10 protein-coding genes and 1 tRNA gene are annotated in these 16,948 nt (G+C 61.4%); 2 read left to right on the forward strand and 9 right to left on the reverse strand.

The features are described from left to right. Position 1: 1 nt before the first annotated feature. From dnaJ to QZ298_RS07680, 7 genes are all read right to left on the reverse strand, one after another. Positions 2 to 1,162 carry a molecular chaperone DnaJ gene (dnaJ, locus tag QZ298_RS07650; protein WP_296007607.1) on the reverse strand — a complete coding sequence of 387 codons (1,161 nt, stop codon included), beginning with the start codon at positions 1,160 to 1,162 and terminating at the stop codon, positions 2 to 4. Positions 1,163 to 1,166: 4 nt separating this feature from the next. Next, on the reverse strand, positions 1,167 to 1,766 hold the full coding sequence (locus tag QZ298_RS07655) for a nucleotide exchange factor GrpE (RefSeq protein WP_296007610.1): 600 nt from the start codon (positions 1,764 to 1,766) through the stop codon (positions 1,167 to 1,169). 64 nt (positions 1,767 to 1,830) lie between these two features. Further along, a complete protein-coding gene (locus QZ298_RS07660) occupies positions 1,831 to 2,547 on the reverse strand; it encodes an SAM-dependent methyltransferase (protein ID WP_296007612.1) in 717 nt (238 codons plus the stop codon). A gap of 111 nt (positions 2,548 to 2,658) precedes the next feature. After that, complete coding sequence (gene alr / locus QZ298_RS07665; RefSeq protein ID WP_296007614.1) at positions 2,659 to 5,028, reverse strand: alanine racemase; 2,370 nt, start codon at positions 5,026 to 5,028, stop codon at positions 2,659 to 2,661. Positions 5,029 to 5,037: 9 nt separating this feature from the next. Continuing rightward, positions 5,038 to 7,524, reverse strand: coding sequence for a Smr/MutS family protein (locus QZ298_RS07670; protein ID WP_296007617.1), 2,487 nt, complete (start codon positions 7,522 to 7,524; stop codon positions 5,038 to 5,040). After that, the gene (locus tag QZ298_RS07675; protein WP_296007620.1) at positions 7,524 to 8,525 is read right to left on the reverse strand and encodes an MlaD family protein; all 1,002 of its coding nucleotides are present in this window, start codon (positions 8,523 to 8,525) and stop codon (positions 7,524 to 7,526) included. The genes QZ298_RS07670 and QZ298_RS07675 overlap by 1 nt, the downstream gene beginning before the upstream one ends. A 13-nt stretch (positions 8,526 to 8,538) precedes the next feature. Further along, on the reverse strand, positions 8,539 to 9,663 hold the full coding sequence (locus QZ298_RS07680; protein WP_363323910.1) for an N-acetylmuramoyl-L-alanine amidase: 1,125 nt from the start codon (positions 9,661 to 9,663) through the stop codon (positions 8,539 to 8,541). A 260-nt stretch (positions 9,664 to 9,923) separates the two neighbouring features. Between QZ298_RS07680 and QZ298_RS07685 the strand changes: the two genes are divergently transcribed. After that, positions 9,924 to 12,848 (forward strand): putative LPS assembly protein LptD, encoded by a 2,925-nt coding sequence (locus tag QZ298_RS07685; protein WP_296007625.1) that lies wholly within the window; start codon positions 9,924 to 9,926, stop codon positions 12,846 to 12,848. 68 nt (positions 12,849 to 12,916) lie between these two features. Here QZ298_RS07685 and QZ298_RS07690 read toward each other — a convergent pair whose 3' ends face one another. Beyond that, complete coding sequence (locus QZ298_RS07690) at positions 12,917 to 14,197, reverse strand: MFS transporter (RefSeq protein ID WP_296007627.1); 1,281 nt, start codon at positions 14,195 to 14,197, stop codon at positions 12,917 to 12,919. Positions 14,198 to 14,406: 209 nt separating this feature from the next. Between QZ298_RS07690 and QZ298_RS07695 the strand changes: the two genes are divergently transcribed. Next, positions 14,407 to 14,480: transfer RNA gene (locus QZ298_RS07695), tRNA-Gln, on the forward strand. Between the two features lie 315 nt (positions 14,481 to 14,795). Here the strand turns inward: QZ298_RS07695 and QZ298_RS07700 are convergent. Continuing rightward, entirely contained in the window at positions 14,796 to 16,925 is a 2,130-nt protein-coding gene (locus QZ298_RS07700) for a M3 family metallopeptidase (protein WP_296007629.1), read from the reverse strand. Positions 16,926 to 16,948 lie beyond the last annotated feature (23 nt).

The following is a 16,948-nucleotide window of genomic DNA, read 5'->3' on the forward strand; positions in this document are numbered from 1 at the left end:
CTTATCTGAAGAAACTTTTCATCCGCTCGAAAATATTCTGATTCTTGACCGACTCGGCTTTCTGGAAATCGGGCTGCTGGGCCAGCTGTTCGACCAGACGCTTTTCCTCGGCATTGAGTTTCGCGGGGATCGTGATGTCTACCACTACCAGTTCGTCGCCGCGGCCGTAGCCGTTGACGTCGGGAATGCCCTTGCCGCCCAGACGCAGCACCTTGCCGGCATGCGTTCCGGGTGCGATCTTGATCTTGGCGCGTCCGTCGACCGTGGGTACCTCCACCGTGCCGCCCAGCAAGGCGGTCGTCACGGTAATATTGAGGTTGTGAATCAGGTCGTTGCCGTCGCGGATCAGCTCGGGATCGGGAATCTCTTCGATGAGCACCAGCAGATCGCCGTTCACGCCGCCCTGCCGGGCTGCATTGCCCTTGCCCGTGACCGTGAGAGCCATCCCCTCGCCTACGCCGGCCGGAATGGCGATCTCCACCACCTCCTGGCCGCGGACGGTGCCTTCGCCCTTGCACTGGTCGCAGGGCGCCGTGATGACTTTGCCCGAGCCGCCGCACGTGGGACATACGCCCTGCGTCTGCACCCGGCCGAAGAAGGTGTTTTCCACGCGCATCGCATAGCCCGAGCCGTTGCAGGTCGAACACGTCGAATACGACGCGGCATCCTTGGCCCCGGTGCCGCCGCATTTTTCGCAGGCCACGGTCTTGTTGATCTTGAGTTTCTTGGTCACGCCCGTGGCGATCTCGGCAAGCGTGAGTTTCACTTTCACGCGGATATCCGACCCGCGGTTGACCCTGCGGCCGCCGCCCGACGAACTGCGGAACCCGCCGCCGAAATGTCCGCCGAAGATGTCGCCGAACTGCGAGAAGATGTCTTCCATCGAGAATCCGCCGAAACCTCCCCCGAATCCGCCGGCTCCGCCCGCCGCACCGGCCATGCCGGCATGGCCGAACTGGTCGTAGCGCGCACGCTTGTCGGGATTCGACAGCACGTCGTAGGCCTCGGCGGCCTCCTTGAACTTCTCTTCGGCTTCCTTATCGCCCGGATTCTTGTCAGGATGGTATTTGATGGCCGCTTTGCGGTAGGCCTTCTTTATTTCGTCGGCGTTAGCGTTCTTCTCTACGCCCAGCACTTCGTAGTAGTCCCTTTTCTCTGCCATGATCCTATTCTCCTACAACCACTTTTGCGAACCGCAGCACCTTGTCGCCCAACATGTAGCCGGTCTGTACGACGTCGATCACACGGCCTTTCTTCTCCTCGCCGGCCGCAAAGCGCGCCACGGCTTCCGACAGATCGGCGTCGAATTCCTTGTCGCGCACGTCGATCTCGGTCACGCCTTTCTGACGCAGCGCCTCCGTGAACTTCTGCGAGATGAGCGTCACGCCGGCCCGCAGGGCTTCGAGGTCGTCGCTCTGGTGCATGGCGTCGACGGCCCGCTGCACATCGTCGCGCACGGGCAGCATAGCCAGCAGCACGTCGCGCCCGCCGGTCTCGACCAGTTCCATCTTTTCGCGCAGCGTGCGCTTGCGATAATTGTCGAACTCGGCCTGCAAGCGCATGAACTTGTCCTGCCACTCGGCGACCCGGGCGTTCGCGTCCGATTCCTGCCCGGCCGCATCCTCGGCTGACAAGGTGTCAGCGCCTTGCTGAACCTCGTCTGCCACATTGGCACACGACTCCCCTTTGCAGGAGGAATCGGCCTGAGCGGCAGGTGCGCCCTCATTGTCTGCAACTTCCTGGTTATAAACTTTTTCCTGTTCCATATAGTCTTATTTTCCGATATTCTGCTCCATATATTGCACAAATTGCATACCAGCTCCCGGCGTGTCAGCCAATGATGAAAATCGCGGGCCGCTTCTGCATTTCGGGCAGCGCAACGCGCCGCCACTCCCCGACCGGCAGCGTGCGGATCGTCGCGCCCGGAGCCGTGATGTCGACCGCCACGGTCAGCCGCGTCTGGGGCGCCAGCACCTGCAAGAGCTGCTCCACCAACTTGGCGTTGCGGTAGGGCGCTTCGATGAAAAGCTGCGCCTGCCCCTCGCCGTGCGCCCGTCGTTCGAGCCGCCGGATCGCCTGCGCCCGCTCGGGCGGCTTGACGGGCAGGTAGCCGTTGAACGCGAACGACTGCCCGTTGAGTCCCGAAGCCATCAGGGCCAGGATGATCGACGACGGCCCGACAAGCGGCACCACACGGATGCCGCGGCGGTGGCATGCCTCGACCACCAACGCCCCAGGATCGGCGACGCCCGGCACTCCGGCTTCGGAGATCACGCCGGCCGAACGTCCGGCCAGCAACGGCGCCACCAGCTCCTCGACCTCGCGCCCCGCCGCCGTATGCTCGTTCAGCTCGCGGAACTCCAGCGTGTCGATGGGCCGGGCGATGCCGGCCTTCGAGAGAAACCGCCGGGCCGACCGGGTGTTCTCGACGATGAAGTAGTCCAGTCTGTCCATAACGGCCTTGTTGGCCGCCGGAAGCACCTCCCAGGGCGTCGTCTCGTCCGAAATCGGACACGGCAATAAATATAAAGTACCCAAATTTCCCATTCTACCTCTTTTTTCCCGGCTCGCAGCCCCTAAAACGCGCAGGCATCTGCAAACCGCTGTTTCTTGAGGTGCACACTGCACGTTCGCACACCCGTCCGGATGCCGGCAAAACTATTCTTTCAGATAAATCCGTTTTACCCGCGCCGAAACGGAGGTCATGATTTCGTAGGGTATGGTCTCCAGCACGCGGGCCATCGATTCGAGGTCGTTGCCGGGCGTCGGCGAGAAGATCACGGCTTCGTCGCCCTCGGCCACGCCGGGTATCTCCGTGATGTCGATCATGCAACTATCCATGCAGACACGCCCCACGATCGGCGCCGGGCTGCCGGCTACCAGCACCGACCAGCGGCCGCAGCCCAGGTGGCGGTCCAGCCCGTCGGCATAGCCCACCGGAATCGTCGCCGTGACCGAAGGGCGCACGAGCTTTCCGGCACGGCCGTAGCCCACCGTGTCGCCCGCCGGCAGATGCTTGATCTGCACGATGCGGGTCTTGAGCGTCGAAACGGGCTTCAGAGCCGGCGTATGCTCCCAGCCGAACCCGTAGAGTCCCAGCCCCAGGCGGCACATGTCGAACTGCGCTTCGGGGAAACGGTCGATCGCCGCCGAGTTGGCCGTGTGGCGGATGACCGGATAGCCGAGCCGGTCGGCCAGCGCCCGGCTCATGCGGTCGAAGCGGGCGATCTGTTCGCGCGTGTAGGCGTCTTCCTCGGGCATGTCTGCGCAGTTCAGATGCGAAAATATCGTCGCCGCCTTCACTTCGGGCAGCGTCGCCAGCACTTCGCCCAGCCGCGCGATCTCCTCCTCCACGAATCCCAGACGGTGCATGCCCGTGTCCAGTTTGATGTGGATCGGATAGTGCCGTTCGCCGGCATGTGCGGCCGCGGCGGCAAAAGCCTTGAGCGAATGGAAGCTGTAAATCTCCGGTTCCAGACGGTTGGCGATCATCGGTTCGAAGCTGTCGGCATCGGCATTGAGCACCACCACAGGCATCGTGATGCCCCGCTCGCGCAGCAGCACCCCTTCGTCGGCGAAAGCCACGGCCAAATAGTCGACACCTTGATGCTGGAGCATCTGCGCCACCTCGAAATCGCCGGCCCCGTAGCTCCCGGCCTTGACCATCGCCACCAGTTTCGTCCCGAAAGCGAGTTTCGAGCGGAAATGGTTCAGGTTGCCGATCATGGCGTCCAGATCGACCTCCAGCACGGTGGTATGGCTCCGGCGCGCCAACGCATGGGCCAGTTTCTCGAACCGGTATTCGCGGGCGCCCTTCAGCAGCACGGCCCGCCCGGCCACCGCATCGCGGCCCAGCCGTTCGATACACTGGTCGGTCGAGGCGTAGAACGACTTCTCGCAAGGAAACAGCGCGGCATAGCGTTTCAGCTTGGGGCCGATGCCCACCAGACAGTCTACCCCGGCTCGTTCGACCATGCCGGCCACGCGGCTGTAAAGTTCGTCGTCCGACAGGCCGCTCTGGGCGATGTCGGACAAGACCAACGTACGCCGCCGCCCCAGCGCCACGGTGTGCAGGTAGTCGAGCGCCAGCGCCAGCGAATTGAGATCGAGGTTGTAGGCGTCGTTGATAAGGATCGAATCGTTGATGCCGTCCTTGACCTCCAGGCGCATGGCCACATGGGGCGCTGCCGAGAATGCGGGCGCAGGGAAACGCATGACCGCGCAGAACGCCTCGACGATCTGGGCGTTGCGCCGCGACGCAGCATTGCCGATCACGGCTTCCGGCACTTCGGGGAACGTCGCGGCATCGACGGGCTTGCGCTCGGGATAGCGTGCAGCGATCATCCGCCCCAGCGGCTCGTAATAGCTATGATAGATGATTTTCGAAGCACTGCGCGCCAGAATCAGTTTCTCGTCGCACTTCTGCTCCAGATTGAGGAAATGTTCCTGGTGGGCGTCGCCGATGGAGGTAAAGACCGCCACGTCGGGCCGGATGATGCGCTCCAGCCGCTCCATTTCGCCCGGCTCGGAGATGCCGGCCTCGAAGATGGCCAGCTGCTCGTCGCCCTCCAGCATCAGCACCGAGAGCGGCACGCCCAGCTGGGAGTTGTAGCTCTTGGGCGAGCGGTAGAACTTCATGCCTGCGGGCAATTCTTCGGCGATCCACTCCTTGATGACGGTCTTGCCGTTCGACCCCGTGATGCCGACCACCGTGCCGCGGAACTGCGCCCGATGATAGGCCGCCAACGACTGCAAGGCCCCGATGGCATTCTCGACGATCGCATACCCGCAGCCGGGCAGCGGCTCGACGGGATGCTCGACCAGAAAAGCCCGGGCGCCGCGATCGTACATCTGACCGATGAAGTCGTGCGAGTCGTGGTTGGCACCGCGCAGGGCCACGAACATGGGACTCTCCCCCATTTCGCACGAGAGCGAGCGGCTGTCTGTGACCACCGACCGCACGCAGACGTCGCTGCCCTGGAACTTGCCGCCGCAGATGGCGGCGATTTGCGATAACTTATATTCCATAAAATTCCTTTATCCCAGTTTCACAACCGTTATGCCCGCACCGCCGCGGTCGGCATGTTCGTCGACCGCCGATTCCACCTCGGGCACGGTGCGCAGGTAGCGGCGGATCTCCTCCTTGAGCGCCCCGGTGCCTTTGCCGTGGAGGATCGTTACCGATTCCACGCCCAGCATCAGGGCGTCGTCGACGAACTGCTGCACCATCTCGAGCGCCTCGGCCGCACGCATGCCCCGCACGTCGATGTGGTCGCGGAACGCCAGCTTGCGGGCCGAAATGTCGGCCGACACCACCGTACGGGCCGTTGCGGGCCGCGTCGCTTCGCGGTATTCGTTGTTCGAAACCACCGTCAGCAACTCCTTGTCTACGGACGTCAGCATCTGCCCGAAGGCAACCTGCGCCTTGCGCCCTTTGACACTGCGCACCTCGCCCACCATCTCCTGCCCGGCCATGCGGACTTTGGCCCCCGGTTCCACCTCGCGTTTCTTCGGCGGCTCCGGTGCCGACGGCGAGACGTTCTTTTCGCCTTGCTGCGCCTTGCGCTCGGCACGCCGCTGCTGCCGGCGCTCGATCCGTTCGATTTCGCGGGCGATGTCGGCATCGCGCCGGGCGGCTTCGGCCTCGACGGCCGCCGTGCGGAAGTCGTCCAGCTCCTTGCGGGCCAGCCGCGTGATTTCTTTTTCGGCCTGCGCCTCGCGGATGGTGCGGATCGTGTTCTCGATCTGCCGGTTGGCACCGGCGATCAGCGCCTCGGCCTCCTGCCGGGCCTTTTTCAATATCGCCTGCCGCTCCGCACGGATTGCGGCCAGCTGCCCGGCATAGGTCTGCTCCAGCTCCTCGACCTTGCGGTCGGTCACGCGGATGCGGTCGCGCTTCTGCTCCCAATAGTGTTTGTCGCGGGCGATTTCGCGCAGCTGCTTTTCAAGATTGATATGATCCGACCCCGCCTTGTCGGACGCCGCCCGGATGATCTCCTCCGGAAGCCCGATCTTGCGGGCGATCTCCACGGCGAACGAGCTGCCGGGCTTGCCGGTTTCGAGCCGGAACAGCGGGCGGATATGCTGCACGTCGAACATCATGGCGCCGTTGGCGATGCCCTCCGTGTTGGCCGCATAATACTTGATATTGGCGTAGTGGGTCGTGATGACGCCGTAGCACCCCTTTTCGAGCAGCCGCTCCAGAATCGCTTCGGCGATCGCCCCGCCGATGATCGGTTCGGTGCCCGAGCCGAACTCGTCGATGAAAACCAGTGTGCGGTCGGAAGCTCCGGAGAGCATGTGCTTCATGTTGAGCAGGTGCGACGAGTAGGTCGACAGGTCGTTATCCATCGATTGTTCGTCGCCTATGTCGATGAAGATCGACCGGAAGACCGGCAACTCGGAAATCTCGGACGCCGGCACCAGGAATCCGCACTGGAACATGTACTGCACGATGGCAGCCGTCTTCAGACACACCGACTTGCCGCCGGCATTGGGGCCGGAGATCACCAGGATGCGTTTCCGCCGGTCGAGCTGCATGGTCAGCGGCACGATTTCGCGTCCCTGCGCCCCGAGGGTCTGCTGCAAGAGCGGATGGCGCGCATCCTTGAGCACCAGCCGGTCGTCGGTCGAAAGAATCGGCTTCACGCAGCCGTTCTGCGAGGCCCAGCGCCCCTTGGCGCGCAGCATATCCACCTCGGCCAGGTAGTCGCCCGACGAAGCGATCAGCTCCGCATCGGGCCGCACGGAGTCCGTGAATTCGGTCAATATGCGGACGATTTCGCGCCGCTCGGCATACTCCAGCTCGCGCAGTTCGTTGTTCAGTTCGACCACTTCCACCGGCTCGACATAGACCGTGCGGCCCGTGGCCGACTCGTCGTGCACGAAGCCGTTGAGCTTGCGTTTGTTGGCCGCAGAAACCGGGATCACGGTCTTGCCGTCGCGCACCGACAGCTGGGCGTCGGCTTCGACGATGCCGGCGCTCTTGGCCGCCGCCAGCACCTGCTGCAACCGCTTGGCGGCCTGCCCCTCGCGCTCGCGGATGGCCCGGCGGATTTCGGCCAGAGCGGGCGACGCGCCGTCGCGGACTTCGCCGAAACGGTCGACGATGGCTTCTATGCGCCGCACGATGTCGGGAAACGACTCTACGCCTCGCGAACGGGCCGCAAGCGCAGGGTAGTGCTGTTCGCGCGCGCCGATGAAGCCGACGGCTTCGCCGACGATCGTCAGCGCCCGACGCAGCGTGACGATCTCCTCCACGTCGAGGTAAGTCCCCTCCACGCGCAGCTTGGCTGTCAGGTGTTCCGTATCGGGATAGTCGCCGCCCGGAAAATCGTGCTCCATGTCGAGCAGCCGCCGCATTTCGTCGGCAAGCGACAGCCGCCGCACGATCTCCTGCTCCGAGGTCGAGAAAGTCTCCCCCTCCAGCAGGCGGCGTGCGGCGTACATGGTGCACAGCGCAGCGACCTGCCCGCGAAGACGGTCGAAACCCGTCTTCTGCTCGAAAGTCGCAGGATAAACCATCACTCGGCCGCCTTGAGCGAATCGCGATGCGCCCGGATCGCGGCCTTGGCGGCGCGCCGGTCGGCCCGCTCCTTCATCTTCTCGGGATCGCGTCCGAAAATCGAGAAATGGACATAACGCCCCGGATAGGCTTTCAGATCGGCCAGCAGCGTCGACAAATTGCCGGTGGCCAGGGTAAGCGAGTCGTACAGCGCCGGGTCGTTCATGATCTTGCCCGCGGTGCCGCTGCCCTCGTTGAGTTTGCGCAGCACGTCGTCGAGCGACCCGGCGGCTTCGGAAAGCCGGCGGGCGAATTCGGCGTCGGCCAGCTGCGCGGCCACCCGGTTCAGATTGCCCACGATGCTGTCGATGCGTCCGGCGTTGGAGCCGAGCGTGCCCGAGAACTGCGCCAGGTTGTCGACCGCCGAACGCAGGTTCTGCTTCTCATCGGCCAGCAGGGCGCTCAAGTCGCCAGTCAGCGTGTTGAGGTGCCCGAGCGTCGCCGTGATGTTGCCCTCGTTGGCCTCCACCATGCGGCTCAAATCGGTAAGCGTGCGCGACAGATCGCCCGTGACCTGCGAAATCTTCTGTTTGACGAAATCCAGCTCCGAGCCGGCCACGTCCATCAGATCCAAATCGCGGCCCGAACGGATCGTGTCGCCCTTGGCGAAGAACGTGGTCGCCGTGCCGTACTGGATTTCGATGGCTTTCGACCCCATCAGTCCGTTGCTGACGATCTTGGCCTCCGAGTCGGTCGGGATAGCATACTCTTTCTTGATCGTGAAACACAGCACCACGCGGTCGCTGCGCCGCGGATCGAACGTGATGGCCGATACGGTGCCGATCTTCACGCCCTTGACCATGATGGGCGAGGCGGTCTGCACGCCGTTGACCTGGTCGTAGACGGCATAATACTCGACGTTGCGGCCGAAGATGTCGAATCCTTTCAGAAACCGGATGCCTGCCCACGCGGCGCAGATCATCGCCACGGCGAACAATCCGATTTTAGCTTCTCTTTTCATTGTTGACGGTTCATTATTTGACAATCTTATCGCCCCGACACCGCACGATGAACGCATCGGGGAACGTTTTGCGCACCTGGTCGACCATCAGGCGGTGCGCTTCGCTGCGGGTGTCGCACTCGCAGACGCAATATTTGTAGCGGAAGTCGCCCTCGGCCGTATACTGCCGCACCCGACCGCTGTAATTCTTGAACTGGCTCTTGTCGTCCAGCTTCACAGGCGTGCGGCTGGAGAGTATCTGCACCGCAAAACGCACGTTCTGCTTCTTCGCCGGAGCCGCTCCGGTCTTCTCCTCGGGCCGGGAAGCGGGCGTCTCGGGCGCCGGCGCGGGCTTCGTCTCGACGGGCCGCGGCTCCTCCTCGGCACCGCGCGTCTCCAACACGTAGGCCGAATAGTCCTTGACCGCCTGGAACAAAGAACGTGCGAGTTCTTCCTGCCCCTTTTCCGATTTAAGATAAGCCGCCTCGCGAGAGTTGGACAAAAAGCCGATTTCGGTCAGCACGCCGGGCATGTCGGTGGCATAGAGCACGCGCAGCAACTGGGGCTTGATTTTGCGGACATGACGGCCGATCTTGCCGTAGTTGTTCTGGATGCAGCGCGCCATGGCCATGCTGTACTCGCCGTAGGTAAACTGCAAATTCTGGATGTAGGCCCGCACGATGGCCGCCGTACGTTCATCCGACATGTCGATCAGGTCGTCGCGGTTGTTCTCGTAGAGGGCGTTCTGATTGTAGTGCTGCTCCTTGGGACTCTCGCCCATGACCAGCGTTTCGACGCCCCGGGCCGAGGCATCGTCGGCCGCATTGACATGGATCGAGATGAAGAGGTCGCCGCCCGCCTTGTTGGCCACGTCGGCCCGCATCTGCAAATCCTCGATCTTCGTGCGGGCCAGCGACTTGTCCGTCGTACGCGTGTAGACCACCTTCACACCGGGCATCCCCTCCTGGATCATCCGGCCCAGACGCAGGGCGACCTTCAGCGCGAGCGTCTTCTCGTAAGCGCCGAAATAATGCGCCCCGGGGTCGTCGCCGCCGTGCCCCGGGTCGATCACCACCACCCGCACGCCATATGCGGCATCTCCGGCCGCTGCCGCGTTCGTACAAACGACAACCGCCGCCAGAAGCAATACAAAAAACAACCGTGCGCGCATATTAAAATCCCATCTTGAAACCCTTGCCTGCCTGCGGCCCGGCCGAACGCCGACCGAGTCGTTTCCGCCCTCGGCTTCCGCACTTCGTCCGCACCGCAAATTTGCTTCGCCAATGCTCAAATAAATTTGGCATTGCCCTCGGCTTTTAGTATCTTTGTCCGGTTTGAAACGGCGCTGCGAAGCTCCGCAACCCCGATCCGGGCGTTTTTGCCGACTTGTCGGCAAAGTTACGGAATTTTTTTGGAATTTTGAACAGCACGAAGGCAAAATATCTCTTTTCGGCGACCATCGCGATGGTGTTCGTCGGATCGGTTTTTACCTCCGCCGCACCGCACCCCGATGCAGGCGGACACCCGGCCGACACGCCTGCCCCGGTTGCAGCCCCCGATTCCGCGGAACTGCGCCGCACCGAAGCGGCCCCGGCCGACATGCTCTCCCTCCGGCAGGAGGAGCCGGCCGCCGACCCCGCCCTTTCCCGCAGCCGGCAGAGAAACGCCCGTCGCGCGGCTCGGGCAGAAATGCGGCGGCGCGAGTCTTTCAACGCCCTGCCGCAAGATACGCGCGACTCGATCGCCGGAGCGCGGATCGACTCGCTCGTCGCCCGGAAAGCCGACTCGCTCGCCATGCGGCAGACAGACACCCTTGCCGCCGCCCCGGCCCTCGCCGATTCGCTCTCGGGGAGCGCTGCGCGAGAACCCCGCGCGGCCGATCCGTTCCTCGACGACCCCATCACAGGTCAGAATGCCGATTCGCTGGTCTACGACGTCCGCTCGAAGATGGTCTACATCTTCAACCAGGGCGATGTAACCTACCAGAACAGCAACCTGAAAGCCGACTACATGCAGATCGACATGGAGACTCGGCAGATCCACGCCTACGGCAAGCCCGACACGCTGGAGGGGCGCCCCATCATTACCAAGCCGGAGTTCTCCGAAGGGTCGGAGACCTACCGGATGGACACCATCACTTACAACCTCGCCTCCAAGAAAGCCAAGATCAAGGGCGTAGCGACGCAGCAGGGCGACGGCTGGCTGGTGGGCGGCAGCGTCAAGAAGCAGCCCGACAACACGATCCACATCGGCGACGGCAAATACACCACCTGCGACCACACCGATCATCCCCACTTCTACCTGGCGATGACCAAAGCCAAAGTCATCCCCGGCAAGAAAGTCGTCACGGGGCCGGCCTATCTGGTCATGGAAGACGTGCCGATCTACTTCCTCGGAATTCCCGAAGGGTTCTTCCCGGTAAACATGGGGCCTAAGTCGGGGCTGTTGATGCCCACCTACGGCGAGGAGTACACCAAAGGATTCTTCCTGCGCGGTCTGGGCTACTACTTCACTTTGGGCGAGTATGCCGACTTGGCCATCCGCGGCGGCATCTACACCCTCGGATCATGGGAAGCCTCGGCCGCCTCGCGATACATCAAGCGCTACAAGTACAGCGGCAACCTCGACCTGGAATATTCCAACGTCAAGGTGGGCAACAAGGGCGAGGCCGACTACGTGAAGCAGAACAACTTCCACATCCGCTGGACGCACGCCCAGGACCCGAAAGCCAACCCCGGGTCGACTTTCTCGGCTTCGGTAAACTTCGCCACGAGCGGTTACAGCCGCTATTCGGCCACCAACCTCAACGACATCCTCGCCACCCAGACCAACTCGTCGATCTCCTACTCGAAAAACTGGGCCGGCACGCCGTTCTCGCTCTCGGCCAACATGGCCGTGTCGCAGAACTCGCGCAACCAGACGATCTCCATCACGCTGCCCACCGTGGTGTTCAACGTTTCGCGCCTCTACCCCTTCAAGCGCAAGGAGCGTCAGGGCAAGGAGCGGTGGTACGAAAAAATATCCATGCAGTACACGGGCAAGCTGACCAACTCGGTGTCGACCACCGAAGACAAGGTCTTCTCCAAGGAGACCCTCGAAAACATGCGCAACGGCATCGAGCATTCGCTGCCCGTCTCTGCACCGTTCAGTCTGTTCAACTACATCAACATCAACCCTTCGGCCAACTACACCGAGAAGTGGTTCTTCAAACGCACGCTCTACGACTGGAATCCGGTAACCAACCAGACCGACACCACGCGCCAACACGGTTTCTACCGGCTCTACAACTACAACTTCAGCGTCTCGGCCGGAACCACCGTCTACGGCATGTACGACTTCACGAAAAAGAACCGCAACCGCAAGATCCAGGCGATCCGCCACACGCTCTCGCCCTCGATAGGCTTCTCCTATGCCCCGGACTTCACTAACCAGAAATACGGTTATTACCGCACGCGCCAGATCGACTCCACGGGCCGTTTTACCACCTACTCGCCCTATGCCGGCAACGCTTACAGCGTGCCTTCGGGCGGCCGCACCATGTCGTTGAACTTCTCGCTTTCGCAGAACCTCGAAATGAAGGTGCTTTCCAAACGCGACACCTCGGGCATAAGGAAGATCAAGCTCATCGACGAATTGAGCGTCAGCGGATCGTACAACTTCCTGGCCGATTCGATGGGGCTGTCGACCCTCAGAGTGTCGCTGCGCACCACGATCTTCAAGAACTTCGGCCTCAACCTCTCGGCGACGCTCGATCCCTACCGGCTCACGCCCCAGGGGCAGCACATCAACAAAATCCGCCTCCCGGGCCGCGTGGTGTCGACCGGCTGGTCGTTCGGCTACTCTTTCAAGTCGCGGCAGGACAAGTCGACGGCCGCCACCAACGACATCACGAGCATCCCGCCCGAGTACCAGAACCCCTACTACGACCCCTACGGCACGATGGACCCCGTGCTGCGGCGGCAATACATGTCGCAGGCCTACTACGACTTCTCGCTGCCGTGGAACTTCGGATTCAACTATGCAGTAAGTTATTCGAGCAGCCCCTACAACAACGGCACGACAGGCTACCGCCGCAACGTGACCCAGACCATCGGCTTCAACGGTTCGATCTCCATCACTCCGAAGACGGGCATCGTCATCCAGGGCGGCTACGACATCATGAACAACAAGCTGACCTCCTCGTCGATTACCATCTCGCGCGACCTGCATTGCTGGCAGATGTCGTTCTCGTGGGTGCCGTTCGGCTTCCATCGCAGTTGGAGCTTCAACATCGGCGTGAAGGCCGCCTCGCTCTCCGACCTCAAATACGACAAATCGCAGTCGATGTACGACAACATGTTTTAAGTAAAATAAGGTGCGCACCGGCAAGTTTGCCGGTGCGCACCTTATATATATTAGCCTCCGCCTCTTTCTCAATGCTGCACCTCCCCGATCGCTGCGGGATCGTGCTTATATCTGAACACCAGGGCGAAGACCACCGCCACGCACAGCGCATAGCCCGCAAATACGAGCCACGAAGTCGACCAGCCGGCCGTCATCGCAGCCACGGAGGTCTGCGAATTGACATAATGGTCTACCACGGCCTGCGCGCCGAGCATTCCGATCGTGGCGCCTATACCGTTGGTCATGAGCATGAAAAGTCCCTGGGCCGAAGAGCGGATCGCCACGTCGGTTTCGTTGTTGACGAACAGCGACCCCGAGATGTTGAAAAAGTCGAACGCCACGCCGTAGACGATCATCGAGAGGATGAACATCCACACTCCGGGGCCGGGATTGCCCAGTCCGAAGAGACCGAAGCGCAGCACCCAGGCGAACATGGCCATTAACATGACGTTCTTGATCCCGAAACGCTTGAGACAGAACGGAATCAAGAGGATGCAGAGCGTCTCGGAAACCTGCGACAACGAAATCAAGGCGTTGGCATGGTTGGCGCCGAACGTCGAAGCGAATTCAGGCACGTTGCGGAACGAGGTAATGAACGGATTGGCGAATCCGTTGGTAATCTGCAACGACACGCCCAGCAACATCGAGAAGATGAAGAACAGCGCCATCTTCTTCTGCTTGAAAAGCGTGAAAGCCCGCAGCCCCAGCGCTTCGACCACGCTCTTCTTCTCGTCGCCGCGGCTTACCGGGCACTCCGGCAGGGTCATGGCATAGCATCCCAGCACCAGCCCCAGCACGGCGCATTGCACGAACTGCATGTAGGTGGTCTGGAATCCGGCGGCATCGCACACGAGCATCGAGCAGATGAACCCGACGGTGCCCCACACGCGGATGGGCGGGAAAGCCTTTACCGTGTCGAAGCCTTTGTTTTCCAACACACTATAAGCCACCGAGTTGGACAAGGCGATGGTCGGCATGTAGAACGCCACGCTCAGCGCATAGAGCGTGAACAGCGTGCCGAACTGCACGTCGGCGCCCGAGGTCATGGCATAGTAGCCGGCACCGCCCATGAAGAGTGCAGCCAGCAGGTGGCACGCGCCCAGCAGCCGCTGCGCCGGCACCCAGCGGTCGGCCACAATGCCGACGACGGCCGGCATGAAGATCGACACGATGCCCTGCATGGCGTAGAAGATGCCGATGTGCGACGCCAGATCGACGCCGACCAGATACGACCCCATCGACGTCAGATAGGCCCCCCAGACGGCATACTGGAGGAAGTTCATGATGACAAGACGAAATTTGATTCCCATAACGGTTGGTTTTTATGCACCTTTTCCCGCCTCGGCATGGCCCGAACGAATCGGCGCCCCGCACCCGGCTTGTCGAAAAGGCTGGTTTTACGGTTTTTATTTTGAGTTATCGGTTCATTGGCACGATGATTAAAACAAATGTATGAAAATTTTTTCGGTTTTTTCTTGGCATTTGCAAAATAATGTTCTACTTTTGCACACACAAAAATTGAGCTATGGTGTAATGGTAACACAACAGATTCTGGTCCTGTTATTCCAGGTTCGAATCCTGGTAGCTCAACCAGAAAAAGGAGAGACCGTAAGGTTTCTCCTTTTTTCATGCGCCCGATCCGTCGGGGGCGGGCGGCAGTGCGATAGTACGGCAATCCGACCCATCCGACCCATCCGACCCATCCGGCCCATCCGACGACTCGACCTGTCCGGCAATTCGGTTTATTCGGTTTATTCGGCATCCGACAATTTAACGATCCGGTTTATTCTGCCGATCCGACCTACTCTACTTATTACTCTGCCTGCCCGGATTTCCGGTTCGATCCCCCGCCGAAAAATATAAGAGCGGCGGCTGAATCCGATCAGCCGCCGCTCTATCTATCGTCCGTTATTTTTCTTTGCCTATCCCCATCTTCTCGATGAGCGCCTTGGTTTCGGGCTTATGGCCGCGGAACCGCACATAGAGTTGCATAGGGTCTTCGGTGCCGCCTTTCGAGAGCACATGCTTGCGGAACGCCGTCGCCACGCCGCGGTCGAAGATGCCTTTCTCCTTGAAAAGCGAGAAAGCATCGGCTTCGAGCACCTCGGCCCACTTGTAGCCATAGTAGCCCGCGGCATAGCCGCCCGAGAAGATGTGGCCGAACGACGGCCCCATAGCCGTGCCTTCGACCACAGGGAGTATCTGCGTCGAAGCCATCGATTCGCGTTCGAAAGCCACCGCGTCGCCCTCCATCGGCTCCGTGATCGTATGCCAGGCCATGTCGGTCATGCCGAACGAAAGCTGACGCACGTTGCCGTAGGCCGCCAGGTAGTTCTTGGCCGCCACGATGCGGTCGACGATCTCCGCAGGGATGGGTTCGCCGGTCTGGTAGTGTGCGGCCCAAAGGTCGAGGAACTCTTTCTCCGTAGCCCAGTTCTCCATGATCTGCGAGGGCAGCTCCACGAAATCGCGGTAGACGCTCGTACCGGTCATCGATTCGTAGTGCCCCTCGCCCAGCATGCCGTGGAGCGAGTGGCCGAATTCGTGGAGGAAAGTCTCCACCTCGTCGAACGTCAGCAGCGAGGGGGTCTCCTCCGTAGGTTTGGTAAAGTTCATTACCAGCGACACCAGCGGACGGGTCTCCTCGCCGTCGACGATCTTCGCGCCGCGGAATTCGGTCATCCAGGCTCCCGAGCGCTTCGTAGCACGGGGGAAAAAGTCGAGGTAGAGCACCGCCATGAAGCGGCCTTTCTCATCGGTCACGTCGTAGGCCGTCACTTCGGGATGGTAGGTCTCGATCTGCCCGTTGGGCGTGAAGTTCAGGCCATAGAGTTTGTTAGCCAGCATGAAAACGCCGTTCTTGACCTTCTCCAGTTGGAAATAGGGTTTTACCACCTCGTCGTTGAGGGCGTATTTCTCATCGCGGTACTTCTGGCTGTAATAGGCCCAGTCCCAGGGCATCAGGTCGCCCTCGAACCCGTGCGCAGCAGCATAGTCGCTTACCGTGCGGTAGTCCTGGTCGGCATATTCTTTCGTTTCATCGAGCAGTTCTTGCAAGAACGCCGCTACCGTGGGCGTGTCCTTGGCCATGCGGCGCTCCAGCACATAGTCCGCATAGCACTTGTAGCCCAGCAGGTTGGCAATCTTCAACCGCGTATTGGCGATCTTCTTCATCACTTCCGTGTTGTCGTTCTCGCCGCCCAGCGCACGCGAATTGTAGGCGCGCCACAGCTTCTCCTTGAGTTCGCGGTCGGACGAATAGGTCAGGAAAGGCACATAGCTCGGGGCCTGCAACGTGACCGTCCAGCCCTTTTCGCCGCGTGCCTTGGCTTCGGCCGCCATCCCCTCGCGGACGAATGCGGGCAGCTCCGCGACACGCTTCGGATCGGTTATATTAAGCGTGAAAGCGTTCGTCGCAGCCAGCGTGTTCTGCCCGAATTGCAAGGTCAGGGCCGACAGCTCCGAAGTATACTGGCGGTAGCGTTCCTTGTCGGCATCCGAAAGTGCGGCACCGTTGCGGGCGAAACTCCGGTAGGTGTTTTCCAGCAGTTTCTTCTCCTCTTTCGTCAGCCCCAGCCCGGGATGCTCGTATACGGCTTTCACACGGGCGAACAGTTCGGGGTCGAGCGAGATGTCGTTCGACAGCTCGGTCAGCTTCGGCTGTACGCGCAGGGCGATGGCCTGCATCTCGTCGGTGGCGTCGGCCTCCAGCAGGTTGTAGAAGATGCCCGAGATGCGGTCGAGCAGGGCGCCCTGGCGCTCCAGCGCCACGATGGTGTTGCCGAACGTCGGGGCTGCCGGATTCTTCACGATGACCTCGACCTCGGCGCGCGAGCAGGCGATCGCCGCGTCGAACGCCGGTTCGTAGTGCTCCAGGCGGATCTGCGAGAAAGGCGGCGTGGCATGGGGCGTCGTCCACTCGGCCAGCAGCGGGTTGGTCGCATCCAATTCGGGCAGCTGCGCCTGGGGTACCGAACGGTCGGCGCATCCTGCCGCAAAGGCTGAACATGTCATAATGGCTAAAAGTACTTTTTTCATTTTTATTTCGGTTTGCGGGTTCT

Origin of the sequence: uncultured Alistipes sp. (assembly GCF_910580175.1) — a bacterium.
Classification (GTDB): Bacteria; Bacteroidota; Bacteroidia; order Bacteroidales; family Rikenellaceae; genus Alistipes.

Excerpts from the sequence above, each read along its gene's own strand:
- alr (WP_296007614.1), bottom strand. The coding sequence starts at position 5,028 with ATGGAATATAAGTTATCGCAAATCGCCGCCATCTGCGGCGGCAAGTTC.
- dnaJ (WP_296007607.1), bottom strand. The coding sequence starts at position 1,162 with ATGGCAGAGAAAAGGGACTACTACGAAGTGCTGGGCGTAGAGAAGAAC.
- QZ298_RS07700 (WP_296007629.1), bottom strand. The coding sequence starts at position 16,925 with ATGAAAAAAGTACTTTTAGCCATTATGACATGTTCAGCCTTTGCGGCA.
- QZ298_RS07690 (WP_296007627.1), bottom strand. The coding sequence starts at position 14,197 with ATGGGAATCAAATTTCGTCTTGTCATCATGAACTTCCTCCAGTATGCC.
- QZ298_RS07675 (WP_296007620.1), bottom strand. The coding sequence starts at position 8,525 with ATGAAAAGAGAAGCTAAAATCGGATTGTTCGCCGTGGCGATGATCTGC.
- QZ298_RS07670 (WP_296007617.1), bottom strand. The coding sequence starts at position 7,524 with ATGGTTTATCCTGCGACTTTCGAGCAGAAGACGGGTTTCGACCGTCTT.
- QZ298_RS07655 (WP_296007610.1), bottom strand. The coding sequence starts at position 1,766 with ATGGAACAGGAAAAAGTTTATAACCAGGAAGTTGCAGACAATGAGGGC.
- QZ298_RS07660 (WP_296007612.1), bottom strand. The coding sequence starts at position 2,547 with ATGGGAAATTTGGGTACTTTATATTTATTGCCGTGTCCGATTTCGGAC.